Consider the following 15,776-nt stretch of genomic DNA (forward strand, 5'->3'; position numbering starts at 1 on the left):
CACCGAACCGTTTGTCCGGTGCCGCGATCCGTTACCGGACCTCTCGCCGCCGCGTCCCGTGGGCTTGTGCAGTCCACGCTCCGCGCCGTCGGGCGCCAGAGCACACCCGCCGACCGCGTGCGCCTCCCATCCGGACTTTCACCGTCGGTCCTGGAATTCCACCAGGTCAACCGATCGCCAAACCGCAGCGACCGGGTCGCGGACTGTTACCGCCGGCTCGGAATTACACCGACCCCGGAGCACGCGAGTGGGTTCACTCGTGCTTCAAGTATGCCCCTCCCCGCAACCCGCACCACGACCCAGGTCACATCGTGAGCCGTCCCCGGACGCAACTGCCACGCGGCCGCGCTGCGGGAGCCGGTCGGGGAGTCCGGGGACCCTGTACCTTCTTGCCGGTGGAGGCGTTTGCTGGGCGGTATCGGCTGATCGACCTGATCGGAACCGGCGGCATGGGTTCGGTCTGGCGCGCCTGGGACCTGCGGCGCTCGGCCTACGTGGCAGCCAAGGTCCTCGGGCAGCACGACGCCGGCACGCTGCTGCGGTTCGTCCGGGAACAGTCGCTGCGGATCCAGCACCCGCACGTCGTCGCCCCGCACGGCTGGGCGGCGGACGACGACAAGGTCGTGTTCGCGATGGACCTGGTCCGCGGCGGGTCAGTCGCCACGCTCCTCGGGGACCACGGGCCGCTCCCGCCGTCGTACGTCGCCGTACTGCTCGACCAGCTCCTGCACGCCCTGTCCGCGGTGCACGCGGCGGGCGTCGTACACCGCGATCTCAAACCGGCGAACCTGCTCCTCGACGCGACCGGCACCGGCCGTCCCCATCTGCGCCTGTCGGACTTCGGTGTCGCCGGCCTGATCGACGAGCCACGAATGACGCGCAACAGCACGATCCTCGGCACCCCGGGCTACCTCGCTCCCGAGCAGCTGTCCGGCGCGGACCCCGACCCCCGCCAGGACCTGTACGCCGTCGGCGCCGTCGCCCACGAACTCCTCACCGGCGACCGCCCCACCCCCAGCGGCCCCCTCCCACCCGCAGCCGGTCCCTTGGCCGATTTCATCCACACCTGTACGGCGACCAACCCGTCCGACCGCCCCGCCTCCGCCCACGAGGCCGGCCGCCTACTGGCCGAGTCCGGCGCACTCCCACCCGCCGACTCCCACCCCTGGGCCACCCACCCCGACGCCCCCGAAGTCTTCGACCAACTCCCACCCCTCCCACCCACCTGGACCCCCACCGGCCCAACCCACCCCACCGGTCCGGCGCGGCCCGATGGAGTCGGTCAGGTCGCGCGGCCTCAGGGTGCGGGGTCCTCGCGGCCGCAGGTGACCCAGCAGCTCCCCGCGGCGGACGCGCCGGTTCCGCGGGCTGCTGAGGCGGGGCGTGCGGTGGAAGCGCCCGGGCGGAGGCGGGGGCTGGTGTGGTTGGCGGTGGTTAGTTTTGTGGGGGCTGCGGGGCTGATCGGCAGTGCTGTTTGGATCTTGGTGCGCTGAAAGTCACGACTGCGGCCACTGTGTGGGGGCCGGCTTCTTCCGCAGCCGCGCGACGATCAGCCCACCGATCAGCAGGAGCACAACGCCACCCCCACCAAGCCCGGCGACCAACGCCACCGGCGTCCCGTCATCCGAGTCGGAGCGCCCCTGCACCGGCTCACCGGCCCGGTTCTTGTCACCGGAGTCCCCAGGCTCCGACGGCGTCGTACTCGCCGTCGCATTCGGAGTCTCGGTCGGCGACGGTGTCACGGACTCACCCGACACCGGCGTCGCGCCGTCGACGTACTCCGGCTTACCCGCCCCCGCCGTACCGACCACGCCGACCGTCAGATTGAGCGGGATCGTGAACGCCTTGTCGCTGGCCTTCCGGGACAGCGACACAGCCAAGTAGTACTCGCCGGGCGTCGACGTTCCGGTGTCCTGGTTGTTGGCACCGTTGCGGTTCAGATACCGGATCTCCTTGGTGGTAAGCCCCTTCACCAGCCCGCGCTTGGTCAGCACAGCCTTCGTGTACGAGCCGCCCGGCACGTTCTTGGCGAAGACCGCGAACACGTCCTCACCGGTCGGTGAGATCAGCGCGGTGTCGAGATAGCGGATCCCGTCCAAGGCCTCGCCCGCGGCGCCGGCCATCTCCGGGACCGTCATCTGCGCCTGGATCCGCTGGCCCCAGTCGGCCTTCACCCGGTACAGCTGGAGTTCGCCCGGCATCAGCGTCGTCTTGTAGGTGCCTGGCTGCAGCAGCGGCGCGTCCGGGAAGCTCGAACCAGGCACGATCTCGCGCGGCGTCGACCCGGACATCTGCGTCCAGACCGGGTCAGCAGCCGCCGCCGGCAGGTTCGCGATCGAGTCGACCGGCGGCTCCTCGTCGATCCGCAGCTCGTACGGCACGCCCTTGAGCTCCCGGTAAGCCTTCCCAGGGTTCACGGTGAGCACCAGCTGATCGGAGTCGGCGCATTCGTCGTTCTTCTTCTCGTACTTCGACCAACTGGCAGCCGTGCCGGTCGCCAACCCCTGGTCTCCGTCGAACCCCCGCGGGTAGCTCCAGCCGCACTGCTCACCGGCGAGCGTGTTGAGCCGCACCTCGGACTGGATCACGAGGCTCCCGCCGGCCGGACGCCGGAAGCTCACCCCCGCGCGCAGCGTCGAGCCCTTGATGGTCCGCTTGATCAGGTAGTGCTTCGAGGTGTTGTCCACACCGAACGTGTCGGAGTAGTGGCCCGGGGCAAGCACCGGTGCGCCTTCCTGCTGCGGCGCACCGTGCACCGGCGTACCCGAGATCCGGAACGGGCGGAAGGCTCGGGTCGACAACCTGCCCAGACCGCCTCGAGATCGATGGTCGAGTCGGCGTCGTAGTAGTCGCCGCGCCCTTCGCGAGCCACGCACTGCAGCTGCGTGCGCGCCTTCCCGCCGACGCGGAAGCCGACCACGTCGATCTTCAGATCGATGCCCTGCTGGGCGATCGAACGCGCCACCGCACACGGCTCCGGCGCACAGGTGGCCTCGCCGTCCGAGACCAGCACGATCGTGCGCTGACCGACCGGACCGAGATCCTTCGCGGCCTGCTGGAGGGCGTAGCCGATCGGAGTCTCGCCGTACGGCTTGTACTTGGCGATCGCCGTCTGCAGCTGGGGCCGGTTACCGGTCCCGATCGGGACGGTCAACTGGGTATCGGTGCAGGCGCCCGCCTGAGTGCGTTTGAACACGGTGGCGCCGTACACCCGGAGGCCGACCTCGGCCGCCTCGGGAAGCTTGGTCACCACACTCGACAGGGCCGTGCGGGCGGCGGCGATCTTGGTGTGCCCGTCGCCGGCCGGCTCCGCCATCGAGCCGGACGAGTCGAGGACCAGAACGAGTTTGCCGCCGCTCGGTGCAGGGTCCGCGAGCGCGGTCGGGGCGGTCAGGCCACCCAGGACCGCGGCCAGCGTGACCGCGAGGAGCGCCCACACCACGGGCCGGCGGCGGTGTGCCTGGTGAGTCGTCATCGTTCATCCTCCGGTGAGATTCGCTGCCGCAAACTTTTGCAGTTTGCGATCGCAAATGTCAAGTCCGTTTCAGGCTGGAATTTCAGGTTCGCAAGTGCGAAGATCTTTGCATGGAGCAGACGGCACACAATCTGCAGCAGCAGGTCGAGCTGTACGGCGAGCCCCTGGGCGAGGTCGTACGGCGGATCACCGGCGGGCTCGGCCTGACCCAGGGCGGGCTCGCCCAGGTGATCGGCCTGTCCGCGCCGATGCTCTCGCAGCTGGTCAGCGCGCACCGGGTCAAGATCGGCAATCCCGCGGTGGTGTCTCGTCTGCGGGCCGTGTCCGAGCTCACCGACCTGGCGGTGTCGGGCGGGATCGAGCCCGAGCACATCGCCCACGAGCTCGACGGGATCCGCGCCGCCACCGGCGCCTATACCCGGCCGACCACAGCCCAGCTGGCGCGGTCAGCCGCGCCGGGCCAACCCACCACAGGACAGACCACCGATCCGCCGGCCCGTTTCCTTCGTCCCACTACTTACCCCGGCGAGCTGCCCCCGTCCCCGTCCGCGCGCAGCGTCGTACGGGAGATCCAGGATCTGTTCAGGGCCGTCGCTTCGGCCGAGGAGATCCAGCAGGCGGCGGCCGCCGTGGACTCGCCGGCGATCGCCGAGTTGCTGCTTGCCTACGGCACCGGCAGGACGGCAGATGCACTGGCGCACTACGAGCAGCATCACGGCTGATATAGCACAACCTGAGTAGACATTCGGCGCTGTCTCACGCCTCGTCGGAGCGGAATGCGCGTCGCGCGGCTGATGTTGGCTTGCTCCGGCGGGGCGAACCGTCCTGCTTTCGTTGACGTTGTGAGGAGACAGTTGTGCGCGCGTTCGGCGCTTTTCGGCGGGTTGTCGCAGTGGTCGGGTCCATCACCTTGGCGAGCGCGATGGTTGCCTGTGGCAGCAATCAGGACGATGCGGCGGGTGGTCCGGATCTGGGCCTGATGAAGGCGGGGACGCTGCGGATCGGGACGCTCACCGACGCGCCGCCGAACGTCTACGTGAAGGACGGGAAGTTCACCGGTTTCGACAACGACCTGATCACCGCGGTCGCGGCGAAGCTGAACCTGAAGCCGGAGTTCGTCGGGACCGACTTCTCCGCGCTGCTGTCGCAGGTGAACGGCGGCCAGTTCGACCTCGGCAGCTCGTCGATCACGGTCACCGAGGCCCGCAAGAAGACGGTTGCATTCAGCAACGGCTACGACTTCGGCTACCTCGGCCTGAACACCACCGAGGATTCCGGGATCACCTCGTTCGACCAGCTCACCGGCAAGCGCGTCGTGGTCGTCCAGGGCACCGTCCAGGACGACTACGCCACACAGAAGAACCTGAACCCGGTCCGCGTCCCGAACTACAACGCCGCGCTCGGCCAGCTCAAGGCCGGTACGGCGGACGCCTGGGTGAGCCCGGCCGAGATCGGCGAGAAGATGGCGAAGGAGCAGGGCGGCGGCACGGTGATCCTGGCCGCGAAGGAGCTCAGTGACGCGCCGATGGCGTTCGCGGTGGCGAAGAGCAACGACAAGCTCCGCGAGGCCGTGGACAAGGCGCTCGACGAGGTGATTGCCGACGGCACCTGGACCAAGCTGGTGGAGCAGTACTACCCGGGTCGCGCCGTACCGGCGAACTTCAAGCCGGGCAGCGGATCGGTCAAGTTCACGGCTCCCAAAGCCTGATGGACATCTGGTCCACCCTGAGTGACACCTTCCTCGACTGGGAGTCGATGAAGGCTGTCCTGCCGGAGATGCTGAAGGTAGGACTGGTCAACACTCTGATTCTGGCGGCCGCCTCGGTCGTGCTGGGCACTTTGCTCGGCATGGTCGTGGCGGTCCTCGCCCTGTCCAGCAAGCGCTGGCTGCGCTGGCCGGCGAAGATCTACACCGATATCTTCCGCGGCCTGCCCGCGATCCTGACCATCCTGCTGATCGGCCAGGGCCTGTCTCCGATCACCCGGCACTGGTGGGGCCCGAACCCGTACCCGCTCGGCATCCTCGCGCTCTCGCTGATCGCCGCGGCGTACATCGGCGAGATCTTCCGTTCCGGCATCCAGAGCGTGGAGAAGGGTCAGCTCGAGGCCGCCCGTGCGTTGGGCTTCAGTTACACGAGCGGCATGCGGCTGGTCGTCATCCCGCAAGGGGTACGGCGGGTGCTGCCGGCGCTGGTGAACCAGTTCATCGCGCTCGTGAAGGAGTCGAGCCTGGTCTACTTCCTCGGCCTGCTGGCGAGCCAGCGCGAACTGTTCCGGATCGGCCAGGACGCGGCCGCGACCAACGGCAACCTGTCCCCGTTGCTGCTCGCAGGCATCTTCTACCTGGTGATCACGGTCCCGCTGACGCACTTCGTGAACCACTTCGACAAGCGGCTACGCGAAGGACGGCCGGTCGAGTTGGAGGACGTAGAACTGAAGGAGCTCGCGCATGCGAACCGTTGAGGCAGCGAGCCTGGAGGTGAGCGGTGTCGAGCTCGCGTTCGGCAGCAACAAGGTGCTGCGGGGCGTCGATCTCGTCGTACCGGCCGGGCAGACCGCGTGCGTGATCGGCCCGTCAGGGTCCGGGAAGTCGACGCTGCTGCGTGCGATCAACCGTCTGCTCGAACCCGACGCGGGTGATGTGAAGCTCGGCGGCGAGTCGGTACTGCGAGGCGATGCCGACGTACTGCGGCGACGCATCGGCATGGTGTTCCAGCACTTCAACCTGTTCCCGCACAAGAGCGTGCTCGACAACATCACGCTCCCGCTGCGCAAGATCAAGAAGCTCGACGCCGAGGCCGCACAGGCGGCGGCCCGCGCGCAGCTCGATCTCGTCGGCCTTGCGCACAAGGCCGGAGCGCGACCCGGGAACCTGTCTGGCGGTCAGCAGCAGCGGGTCGCGATCGCGCGGGCGCTGGCGATGGAGCCCGAGGTGATGCTGTTCGACGAGGCGACATCGGCGCTCGATCCCGAGCTGGTCAAGGGCGTGCTGTCGCTGATGGCGGACCTCGCCGAGGCCGGCATGACGATGGTTGTGGTCACCCACGAGATGGGGTTCGCCCGCGAGGTCGCCGACCAGGTGGCCTTCATGGACCACGGCGTCGTGGTCGAGTCCGGCGTACCCGAGCAGATCTTCGACTCAGCCGACTCGCCGAGGCTGCGACAGTTCCTGTCCCAGGTGCTCTGAGACGGTCCCGCCCTGGCAGAAACGGCTGCCAGGGCGCACGATGGAAGGTGGTCCCGCTCTGGGGCTGAGCTACACCTGGGGGTAGCCGTGTCGTTCCGATTCACGATCGCAGCAGTTGCCGTCGGATTGATCACCACATCCGGGCTCGCGGCAACCGCCGCGCCCACGACCGGCACAACCAGCACGGTCAGTACGGTGGCGGCCGCGCCGGCCCGTGCCAAGTACGTCTATCTCACGTTCGACGACGGCCCGAGTACGCCGTACACCGCGCAGATACTGAAGATTCTTCGGGCCTACGGGGCACGGGCAACCTTCTTCGAGATCGGCCGGAATGTGGCGCGCTACCCGTCCTTGACCCGCCGCGTCGACCAAATGGGCAACAGCGTGCAGAACCACACCTGGTCGCACCCGAATCTCCGGAAGGTCTCCTCGGCAACGTTCAGGTCCCAGGTCCAGAAGACGGACCGATACATCCGGGCCCAGACGGGGTACACCCCGCGCTGTCTCCGGCCGCCGTACGGCGCGACGAACAAACTGGTCTCCCGGCGGGCCGCCGCCCTCGGCAAGAGCATCCGCTTGTGGACCATCGACACCCGCGACTGGTCCCGCCCGGGAACGTCGGTGATCGTGCGTCGGGCACTGGCGAACGTGCACAGCGGTTCGGTGATCCTGATGCACGACGGCGGCGGCAACCGCAGCCAGACAGTCGCCGCGCTGCCGAAGATCCTGCGGACCCTGAAGGCCAGAGGCTACGGCTTCACCACCATGTCCTGCACCTGACACTTGGCGCGGGGCCGCGCGGTTACGTCAATTCCTGTCACAAGTGCCTTAGCGTGGGCCCTGAGGATTCAGTGAGGACGTGAACCACCCACCGCCCTGGGGGGACAATGGACGTTCGCTTGACGCGTGCGGGGAACCGCGCCGTCGGCCTGGCGATGATGATGCTGGTGAGCGCGGTGATCGGCTCGGTCGTGGTCGCGGCCGCGAAGTCGCCGGCCAAACCAGCCATGCCCTCGCCGTCCGCAGCAGCACCGGTCACGCCGACGAAAACGCCGCTGCCGACCAAGTACGTCGTACTGACGTTCGACGACGGGCCCGATGTCGAGTACACCCCGAAGGTGCTCGACATCCTCGCGCAGTACGGCGCCAAGGCGACGTTCTTCGAGATCGGGCAGAACGTCCGGAAACATCCCGAGCTGACCAAGCGGGTCCACGAATCCGGTCACAGCGTGCAGAACCACACCTGGACGCACGCCGACCTCCGCCCCCTCAGCGCGACCGCGTTCCGGCAGCAGGTGATGTCGACGGACCAGGCCATCCGGGCTCAGATCGGCAGTACGCCGGGCTGCCTGCGACCGCCGTACGGCGGGGTGAACCCGACCGTCCGGCAACGGGCGAGGGCGCTCGGCAAGGACCTCGTGGTGTGGACCGTGGACTCGCGGGACTGGACCAAACCCGGCACGACGGCGATCGTGCAACGCGTGCTGAAGAACGTGCACAGCGGCTCGGTGATCCTGATGCACGACGGCGGCGGCAACCGCGCTCAGACCGTGGCGGCATTGCCCACGATTCTCAAGACCCTCAAGGCGCAGGGCTACGGCTTCCGCGTCTTGACCTGCTAGGACAGCGCGGTCACCAGTGGTACGACGTCGGCGATCGACCGGACCACGCGGGTCGGGCGGTACGGGAAGCGCTCGACCTCGTGCTCGCCGGTCGATCCGGACAGCACGAGCACGCTCCGCAGACCCGCCTCGAGACCGCTGATGATGTCGGTGTCCATCCGATCGCCGATCATCACGGTGGTTTCGGAATGTCCCTCGATCCGGTTCAGCGCGCTGCGCATCATCAGCGGGTTCGGCTTGCCGACGAAGTACGGTGCGACGCCGGTGGCCCGGGTGATCAGCGCGGCCACCGAGCCGGTTGCCGGCAGCGGGCCCTCTTGTGACGGGCCGGTCGGGTCCGGGTTGGTCGCGATGAAGCGGGCGCCTTCGGCGATCAGCCGGATCGCCTTGGTGATGGCCTCGAACGAGTACGTCCGGGTCTCGCCGAGGACGACGTAGTCCGGGTCGCGTTCGGTCAGTACGTACCCGATCTCGTGCAGCGCGGTGGTCAGTCCCGCCTCGCCGATCACGTACGCCGTCCCGCGCGGGCGCTGGTCGTCGAGGAACTGGGCGGTGGCGAGCGCGCTGGTCCAGATCGACCGCTCCGGGATGTCGATGCCCGCGGCAAGCAGGCGGGCGCGGAGGTCACGCGGCGTGAAGATCGAGTTGTTCGTGAGGACCAGGAACTTCTTGCCGGACGCCTGCAGAGCCGCGATGAACTCACTGGCTCCGGGGATGGCGCGCTCCTCGTGCACCAGCACGCCGTCCATGTCGGTCAGCCAGGTATCCACCGGTTTGTGCTCGCTCACCCGCTCATCGTAGAGGCCCGACCGGCTGGGGCACGGAAACTGTCGGCGGCGGGGGCAAGAATGCGGGCATGGAATTGGCTGGGTACCGCGAGTTGTGGCGAGCGCACGGTGTGATGACGCTGCTGGTGTCTTCACTGCTCGCCCGGCTGCCCATGCTCGCGACGATGGTGCCGATCGCGTTCCTCGCCAAGGATGCGAGCGGCTCGTTCCGGTGGGCAGGCGTTGTTGCCGGCGCCTATTCGGTCGGTGCGGCGGTTGCGGGACCGCTCTGGTCGCGCGCGGCCGACCGGCGCGGGCCTCGTGGCGTGTTGCTCGCGACCGGGATCGCCTGGAGCCTCGCGCTGTTCACGATCGCCCTTCTGCCGACCGGGCTGCATCGATTGCTGCCGTTGCTGGCTCTGCTCGCCGGCGCCCTGGTGCCGCCGGTCATGCAGACGTTGCGCGCCGCGTGGCCGCGGGTCGTCTCCGGCCCGGCGCTGCGGACGGCGTACTCGGTGGATGCGACAGCGCAGGAGCTGTTGTTCATGGTCGGGCCGATGCTCGGGGCAACCGCGGTGAGCGTGGCGAGCCCGCGGGCCGGCGTACTGCTCGCGGCGGTGATGTCAGCCGTCTTCATCTGGTGGTATGCGCTCCGACAACCCGAGCCGCTCCCCCGCGACCAGCACACCACGGTGCCGCTGACCGCGCGGCAGCTGCTGTGGCATCGACACCGGTTGCCGCTGATCCTCGCGTTCGGCCTGTGGGTCATGTCGTTCAACGGGATCTCGCTGGCCATCGTCGCGTTCGCCGACGACCACGGGCAGCGGCTGATCGCCGGGATCCTCGAGGCCGTATGGGCGTTCGGCAGCCTCGTCGGCGGGGCTGTCGCGGGTGCGTTGCCCGGTCGGCGTACGTCGTACCTGTGGCGGCGGGCTGCTCTCGTCGCGGTCGGGATGCTGTTGTGCGTGTTTGCGACCTGGTCGTCGGTGTCGCTGGGGATCGCGTTGACGGTGTCGGGGCTGACGTTGGCGCCGGCGATCGGTGCGCTGTACGGGCGGCTGGGTTCGTTGACACCGGACGTCGCGCGGACCGAGGTCTTCGGATGGATGGGCAGCGCGGCGACCGGCGGTGCGGCGATCGGGGCTGCGGTGGCGGGTGCGGTGATCGAAGGCTTCGGCGTGCGGTACGTGTGGCTGTTGGCCGCCGTACTCGCGGTGGTGTCGACGGTGTTGCTGCTGCGGGTGCCGCCGGAGGTCGAGCCGGAGCCGAGCGAGCCTGACTTACCGGCCGGCGGACTGCTCGGCGAGACCGCGTAGCTGCTCGACCATCGCGTTCGGGTCGTCGGCGGCGTACACCGCCGAGCCGGCCACAAACACGTCCGCGCCGGCTTCGGCGCAGCGCTCGATGGTGTCGGCCGAGACACCGCCGTCGATCTCGATCCACAGGTCCAGGCCGTGCTTGTCGAGCAGTTGGCGGGTGCGGCGGATCTTCGGTACGCAGACGTCGAGGAACTTCTGGCCACCGAACCCGGGCTCGACGGTCATGATCAGGATCATGTCGAGCTCGGCCAGCAGGTCCTCGTACGGTTCGATCGCAGTTGCGGGCCTGAGTGCCATCGCGGCCCGCGCGCCCTTGGCCCGGATCTCCCGCGCGGTCCGGATCGGCGCCCGGCAGGCCTCGACGTGGAACGTGACGCTCGACGCACCCGCCTCGACGTACCCAGGCGCCCAGCGGTCCGGGTCCTCGATCATCAGGTGACAGTCGAGCGGCATGTCGGTCGCCTTGGCCAGTGACTCGACCACCGGCATCCCGAGAGTCAGATTCGGCACGAAGTGGTTGTCCATCACGTCGACATGCAGCCAGTCCGCATTCGACACAGCGGCCGCCTCGTCAGACAGCCGCGAGAAGTCGGCGGCCAGGATGCTCGGCGCGATCTGAATCCCCATGGCGTCAATCTATCGACCCACCCGCCGCCGATCGTCAGCGCATGCCGCGCAGTGGGCGGGACTCGTCGGACGTGCTCTACGCGGTGAGCTCGGCGGCGAGTACTTCGCGGAGGGTCGTGGCCGGGCGGCCGAGGAGTGCCGGCAGCGTGGGGTCGACGACGGCGAACTCGCCGCGCCGGGCGGCTGCGAAGATGCCCAGCGTCAGGTCGGCCAGGAACCCCGGCATCCCGCGGCCGAGTGCCGCCCGCCTCCACTCCTCGTCCGGCACCGTGATCCGGGTGATCTTCCGCCCGACGAGGTCCGAGGCGATCGCGGCGATGTCCGCGTAGTCGAACAGTTCCGGCCCGGTCAGCGCGGGCGTGATGCCGTCGAGACGCCCGGGCTCGGTCAGCGCGAGCACCGCCGCGTCAGCCAGATCTCGGTGCGCTGTCCAGGAGAACGGCCCGTCCTCCGGCAGGATCAGCTCGCCCGTCTCCAGCGCGGATCGCAGCAGGAAGACCGGCGTACTCGCATAGAAACCGTTGCGCAGCGCCGTGAACGGTACGCCGGAATTCACCAGGTCCTGTTCGGTCGCGGCGTGGCCTCGGGTCGCGAGGAACAGGGAGTCCGGGTTCGCGGCCTGGTGGCTGGTGTAGAGGATGCGCTCGGCGCCGGCGGTCTTGGCGAGGTCGATCGCGACGTGGTGCGGCTCCGGGTCGGCCGGGCCGGAAACGATCAGCACCTGGGTGGCGCCTTCGAATGCGTGCGCGAGCGAGTCCGGGTCGCCGAAGTCTCCGCGCCGTACCCGGACGCCACGGGCGGCTAGGTCCGCGGCCTTCTCCGGGTCACGCACGCTGACGCCGAGCTGACTGGTGGGAAGACGGTCCGCGAGGCGGTCGACAACAGCACGGCCGAGACGGCCGGTCGCTCCGGTGACGATGATCATGCACAGCTCCTCGTTATCAGTGGATACAGATTGACGCTATCACTGTTAACAACATGAGCCAACCGCTACCGTTGGCGCGTGGACGAGCTGCAAACCGACGAGACGCCAGGCGACCCGATCACCAGCGGCGACGGTGTAAGTGGGCGGGATCGGATGCGGGCGCACATCGTCGAGGTTGCTGCCAGGCTGCTCGCGGCGGGTGGGCGGGACGCTGTATCGACGCGGGCGGTCGCGACTGCGGCGGGTACGCAGGCGCCGACGATCTACCGGCTGTTCGGCGACAAGGACGGGCTGCTCGCGGCGGTGCTCGAGTACGGGTTCTCGACGTACCTCGCGGACAAACCACCGCTCGATCCGACGGCAGACCCGATCACGGACCTCCGCGCGGGATGGGACCTGCACATCGGGTTCGGGCTGGCGAATCCGGCACTCTTCCTGCTGATGCATGCCGACACGCAGCCGGGCCGGCGCCCCGCTGCAGCCGAGGCCGGGTTGGCGATCCTGCGAACCCGGATCCGCAATATCGCGGCCGCCGGACGGTTGCGCGTCGACGAGGGCCTGGCCGCGGAACTGGTACAGGCGGCCGGTTCAGGCGCCGTACTAGCACTGCTAGCCGTCCCGGAGGAGAGCCGGGATCCACGGCTGGCAGATGCCATGTTCAACGCCTTGATCACGGCAATCACAACAGACCCAGCACACCACGAGACCGCGGATGACAGGGCGCGGGCGGATGCGGGGGTGGTGACGGCTGCGAATGCGCTGCGGGCGCGGTTGCCGGAGCTTGAGATGCTGACCGAAGGCGAGCGTCACGTGCTCGGTGAGTGGCTCGCTCGCATTACCCACTGAACGGCCTCCGCGACCGTCTCGACCACCTCAGGCCCCGCGGGTAGGGCTGGGCGGTGGATCACTACTACAGGGATTGCGAGTCGGCGGGCTGCGGTGAGTTTGGCGGTTGTGGCGGGGCCGCCACTGTCCTTGGTGACCAGTACGTCGATGCCGTGGTCGCGGAGGATCGTCTCCTCGTCGGCGACAGTGAAGGGGCCGCGGGCAAGGATCAGCGTGCACCAGGTGGGACGAGGCTCGGGCGGATCGACGCACCGAGCGAGCGTCCTCAGCCCGGTACCAGCGAAGGCATCGAGCCCCTGCCGGCCGACCGTGAGAAACACCCGAGTCCCCAGCCCCGGCAGCAACTCAGCAGCACCGGAAGCGCTGTCGACCCAATGCCAATTGTCGCCAGGCTCCGGGGCCCATCCCGGTCGCCGCAGCACGAGCAGCGGCGTACCGACCTCCCGCGTCGCAGCGACCGCATTAGCGGTGATGTTCGCCGCGAACGGATGCGTCGCATCGATCACCGCATCAACCCGATGCTCCCGCAACCAGCCCGCAAGCCCGCCCACCCCACCGAACCCACCAACCCGAACCTCACCAACCGGCACCCGCGCATCGGCGGTCCGCCCGGCAAGCGACGACACCACCTCGACCCCAGCCTTAGCCAGCAGACCCGCCAGCTCGCGAGCCTCCCCCGTCCCGCCGAGCAGCAGAACCTTCATCGCGAGCGATCGGCCGAATAGAGATGACTGTCCCGAAAGGCCGTTGCCGACAGCACCTTTCCGACGATGATGACGGCGGTACGGCGAACGCCCGCAGACTTCACCTGCTCCGCGATATCGGCGAGCGTGCCGCGCAGGACGACCTCGTCGTCGCGAGAAGCACGCGCGACCACCGCGACCGGGCAGTCCGCGCCGTAGTTCGGGACGAGTTCCGCGACGACGCGGTCGATCTGCTGCACCGCAAGATGCAGAACGATCGTCGCCTGACTCGCGCCGAGGGTCGCGAGGTCTTCACCGGCCGGCATCGCGCTGGCGCTGCCGCCGATCCGGGTGAGGACGACGGTCTGCCCGACCTCGGGGACGGTCAGCTCACGGCGGAGAGTGGCGGCGGCCGCGGCGTACGCCGGTACGCCGGGCGTCACGTCGTACGGGATCTCGAGGGTGTCGAGGCGGCGCATCTGTTCGGCCATCGCGCTGAAGACGGACGGGTCGCCGGAGTGCAGGCGGGCGACGTCGAGGCCGGCGGCGTGGGCGGTGGCGAGTTCGGCGACGATCTCGTCGAGGGTCAGGTTCGCGGTGTCGACCTTGCGGGCGCCGGGCGGGCAGTGGTCAAGGAGCTCGGCCGGGACGAGTGCACCGGCGTACAGACAGACAGGTGAAGAAGCGATCAGGTCGCGGCCGCGGACGGTGATCAGGTCGGCGGCGCCTGGTCCGGCACCGATGAAGTGAACCGTCACTTCGTCACGCTCCAGATGGTTACAGGCATGGCTGGGCGCCAGCCGGTCATGGTGCCGATGGCGGAAGCGCGTTGTACGTCGAGGCGGATGAGGTCGCCGCCGACGGCCTTGTACCACTGGGCGATCAGGGATTCGGTCTCCAACGTGACGCCGTTCGCGACCAGGCGACCGCCCGGGCGGAGTGCGTTCCAGCAGGCGTCGAACATGCCGGCGGCTGTCGCTCCCCCGCCGATGAAGATCGCGTCCGGCGATTCGAGACCGTCGAGCGCTGCCGGGGCTGCACCTTCTACGGTCTCCACCGCCGCACCAAGCGCGGCAACGTTGCGTTCCAGGCGTTTCGCGCGGTCAGGGTCGCGCTCGACGGCGATCGCACGGCAGGACGGATGGTGCCGGGACCACTCGATCGCGATGCTTCCCGCGCCGCCGCCGATGTCCCAGAGCAGTTGCCCGGGGACGGGCGCGAGGCGGGACAGGGTGACTGCGCGGACTTCGCGCTTGGTCAGTTGACCGTCGTTCTCGTATGCGTCGTCGGGCAGGCCGGGTGCTGTCGAGAGGACGGGGGCGTCGGGCGGGCAGAGTACGGCGATGACGTTGAGCGGGGCGACGTCGTCGGACCAGTCGGTGGCGTTCGTCGTACGGACGCGTTCGGCTGGGCCGCCGAGCTGTTCGAGGACGGTGAACTCGCTTGAACCGTAGCCGCGGGCAACCAATAGGTCCGCGACCTCGGCCGGGGTCTGGGCGCCTCGACTGAGGATCAGGACTCGTCGACCGGGCTGGAGGTGCGGGTGGAGTCGCTCGACCGGGTTGGTCACCAGGCTCACCACTTGCACCTGATCCTGTGCCCAGCCGAGCCGCGCACACGCCAACGAGACGCTCGACGACTGCGGGATCACGCGTACGGCGTCAGCGCCGAGCAACCGGACCAACGTCGTACCGATGCCGTGGAACGTCGGGTCACCACTGGCCAACACACAGATCCGCCGACCCCGGTGCTCTTCCAGCAACCGCGGAAGCGCCTCCGACAAAGGCGACGGCCAAGGAACCTGCAAGACATCTCGTTCAGGAATGAGAGCGAGTTGGCGGGGGCTGCCTAGGAGGATGTCGGCTTGCTCGATGGCTGTGCGGGCTGGGGTCGACAGGCCGTTCCAGCCGTCGGCGCCCAGGCCTACGACGGTGATGGGGTCAGGCATTGCCGAGGACCTTTGTCACGGTGATCTCGATGACTACGCGTTGTGGGTTGACCCGTGGCTCCTTGTAGCGCTTGGCGTACCGCCGTTCGGCCTCGTGTACCCGCGCAGGGTCGTCGCTGACCACGGCACGCCCCTCGATCGTGCTCCAGCGCCGGCCGTCCACCTGAGTCACCGCGACAGCCGCCTCCCCGAGCCGCCGGATCGCTCGGGCCTTGTACGACGTACCGGAGCAAATCACCCGCAGCAACCCCACCTCGGCGTCCAAGGTCGCCCCGACCGGCGTCGCGTGCACCGTCCCGTCTGCTCGGACAGTACTCAGCACACAAAGGTGCCGCTCGCTCCAGAACCCAACCAGCTGCTCACTGAACACCCAGCGA

18 protein-coding genes and 1 riboswitch are annotated in these 15,776 nt (G+C 68.8%); of the genes, 9 read left to right on the forward strand and 9 right to left on the reverse strand.

The window, feature by feature from the left end; all coding sequences use genetic code 11:
* Nucleotides 1-113 precede the first annotated feature (113 nt).
* Nucleotides 114-247, reverse strand: a riboswitch (FMN riboswitch).
* Nucleotides 248-395: 148 nt separating this feature from the next.
* Entirely contained in the window at nt 396-1,493 is a 1,098-nt protein-coding gene (locus EV649_RS13255) for a serine/threonine-protein kinase (protein ID WP_241998154.1), read from the forward strand.
* 3 nt (nt 1,494-1,496) lie between these two features.
* On the opposite strand, the gene EV649_RS41605 is transcribed toward EV649_RS13255, so the two are convergent.
* Nucleotides 1,497-2,723 (reverse strand): hypothetical protein, encoded by a 1,227-nt coding sequence (locus tag EV649_RS41605; RefSeq protein ID WP_241998156.1) that lies wholly within the window; start codon nt 2,721-2,723, stop codon nt 1,497-1,499.
* On the reverse strand, nt 2,660-3,475 hold the full coding sequence (locus tag EV649_RS41610; protein ID WP_241998158.1) for a VWA domain-containing protein: 816 nt from the start codon (nt 3,473-3,475) through the stop codon (nt 2,660-2,662). Before EV649_RS41610 ends, EV649_RS41605 begins: the two co-directional genes overlap by 64 nt.
* A 110-nt stretch (nt 3,476-3,585) precedes the next feature.
* Here EV649_RS41610 and EV649_RS13265 point away from each other — a divergent pair, with 110 nt between their 5' ends.
* The 6 genes from EV649_RS13265 to EV649_RS13290 all read left to right on the forward strand — a co-directional run bounded on the left by EV649_RS13265 (nt 3,586) and on the right by EV649_RS13290 (nt 8,284).
* Nucleotides 3,586-4,197, forward strand: coding sequence for a DNA-binding protein (locus tag EV649_RS13265; RefSeq protein WP_130383751.1), 612 nt, complete (start codon nt 3,586-3,588; stop codon nt 4,195-4,197).
* A gap of 134 nt (nt 4,198-4,331) precedes the next feature.
* Nucleotides 4,332-5,183: an ABC transporter substrate-binding protein gene (locus tag EV649_RS13270; protein WP_198682491.1), complete on the forward strand. Its 852-nt coding sequence runs from the start codon at nt 4,332-4,334 to the stop codon at nt 5,181-5,183.
* Nucleotides 5,183-5,938, forward strand: coding sequence for an amino acid ABC transporter permease (locus EV649_RS13275; protein WP_130383752.1), 756 nt, complete (start codon nt 5,183-5,185; stop codon nt 5,936-5,938). Before EV649_RS13270 ends, EV649_RS13275 begins: the two co-directional genes overlap by 1 nt.
* Nucleotides 5,925-6,662, forward strand: a complete 738-nt coding sequence (locus EV649_RS13280; RefSeq protein ID WP_130383753.1) for an amino acid ABC transporter ATP-binding protein — start codon at nt 5,925-5,927, stop codon at nt 6,660-6,662. The genes EV649_RS13275 and EV649_RS13280 overlap by 14 nt, the downstream gene beginning before the upstream one ends.
* 87 nt (nt 6,663-6,749) lie before the next feature.
* A complete protein-coding gene (locus tag EV649_RS13285) occupies nt 6,750-7,442 on the forward strand; it encodes a polysaccharide deacetylase family protein (RefSeq protein WP_130383754.1) in 693 nt (230 codons plus the stop codon).
* Between the two features lie 107 nt (nt 7,443-7,549).
* Nucleotides 7,550-8,284, forward strand: a complete 735-nt coding sequence (locus EV649_RS13290; protein ID WP_241998159.1) for a polysaccharide deacetylase family protein — start codon at nt 7,550-7,552, stop codon at nt 8,282-8,284.
* Here the strand turns inward: EV649_RS13290 and EV649_RS13295 are convergent.
* Nucleotides 8,281-9,033, reverse strand: a complete 753-nt coding sequence (locus EV649_RS13295) for an HAD-IIA family hydrolase (RefSeq protein WP_241998422.1) — start codon at nt 9,031-9,033, stop codon at nt 8,281-8,283. The genes EV649_RS13290 and EV649_RS13295 overlap by 4 nt on opposite strands.
* 107 nt (nt 9,034-9,140) lie before the next feature.
* Between EV649_RS13295 and EV649_RS13300 the strand changes: the two genes are divergently transcribed.
* On the forward strand, nt 9,141-10,367 hold the full coding sequence (locus EV649_RS13300; protein ID WP_130383756.1) for an MFS transporter: 1,227 nt from the start codon (nt 9,141-9,143) through the stop codon (nt 10,365-10,367).
* Here the strand turns inward: EV649_RS13300 and rpe are convergent.
* Nucleotides 10,332-10,997 carry a ribulose-phosphate 3-epimerase gene (gene rpe, locus EV649_RS13305; protein ID WP_130383757.1) on the reverse strand — a complete coding sequence of 222 codons (666 nt, stop codon included), beginning with the start codon at nt 10,995-10,997 and terminating at the stop codon, nt 10,332-10,334. The genes EV649_RS13300 and rpe overlap by 36 nt on opposite strands.
* Nucleotides 10,998-11,073: 76 nt before the next feature.
* Nucleotides 11,074-11,922, reverse strand: a complete 849-nt coding sequence (locus EV649_RS13310) for an SDR family oxidoreductase (RefSeq protein WP_130383758.1) — start codon at nt 11,920-11,922, stop codon at nt 11,074-11,076.
* Nucleotides 11,923-12,000: 78 nt separating this feature from the next.
* Between EV649_RS13310 and EV649_RS13315 the strand changes: the two genes are divergently transcribed.
* Nucleotides 12,001-12,768: a TetR/AcrR family transcriptional regulator gene (locus EV649_RS13315; protein ID WP_241998161.1), complete on the forward strand. Its 768-nt coding sequence runs from the start codon at nt 12,001-12,003 to the stop codon at nt 12,766-12,768.
* Here EV649_RS13315 and EV649_RS13320 read toward each other — a convergent pair.
* The 4 genes from EV649_RS13320 to EV649_RS13335 are packed head-to-tail and all read right to left on the reverse strand — an operon-like array spanning nt 12,729 to nt 15,769.
* Nucleotides 12,729-13,472, reverse strand: a complete 744-nt coding sequence (locus tag EV649_RS13320) for a cobalt-precorrin-6A reductase (RefSeq protein ID WP_130383759.1) — start codon at nt 13,470-13,472, stop codon at nt 12,729-12,731. The two genes, EV649_RS13315 and EV649_RS13320, sit on opposite strands and share 40 nt — an antisense overlap.
* On the reverse strand, nt 13,469-14,209 hold the full coding sequence (gene cobM / locus EV649_RS13325) for a precorrin-4 C(11)-methyltransferase (protein WP_130383760.1): 741 nt from the start codon (nt 14,207-14,209) through the stop codon (nt 13,469-13,471). The genes EV649_RS13320 and cobM overlap by 4 nt, the downstream gene beginning before the upstream one ends.
* Nucleotides 14,206-15,399: a precorrin-6y C5,15-methyltransferase (decarboxylating) subunit CbiE gene (gene cbiE, locus EV649_RS13330; RefSeq protein ID WP_130383761.1), complete on the reverse strand. Its 1,194-nt coding sequence runs from the start codon at nt 15,397-15,399 to the stop codon at nt 14,206-14,208. Before cbiE ends, cobM begins: the two co-directional genes overlap by 4 nt.
* The gene (locus EV649_RS13335) at nt 15,392-15,769 is read right to left on the reverse strand and encodes a PPOX class F420-dependent oxidoreductase (protein ID WP_241998163.1); all 378 of its coding nucleotides are present in this window, start codon (nt 15,767-15,769) and stop codon (nt 15,392-15,394) included. The genes cbiE and EV649_RS13335 overlap by 8 nt, the downstream gene beginning before the upstream one ends.
* Nucleotides 15,770-15,776 lie beyond the last annotated feature (7 nt).

Origin of the sequence: Kribbella sp. VKM Ac-2569, assembly GCF_004216905.1 — a bacterium.
In the GTDB taxonomy this organism is placed as follows: Bacteria; Actinomycetota; Actinomycetes; order Propionibacteriales; family Kribbellaceae; genus Kribbella.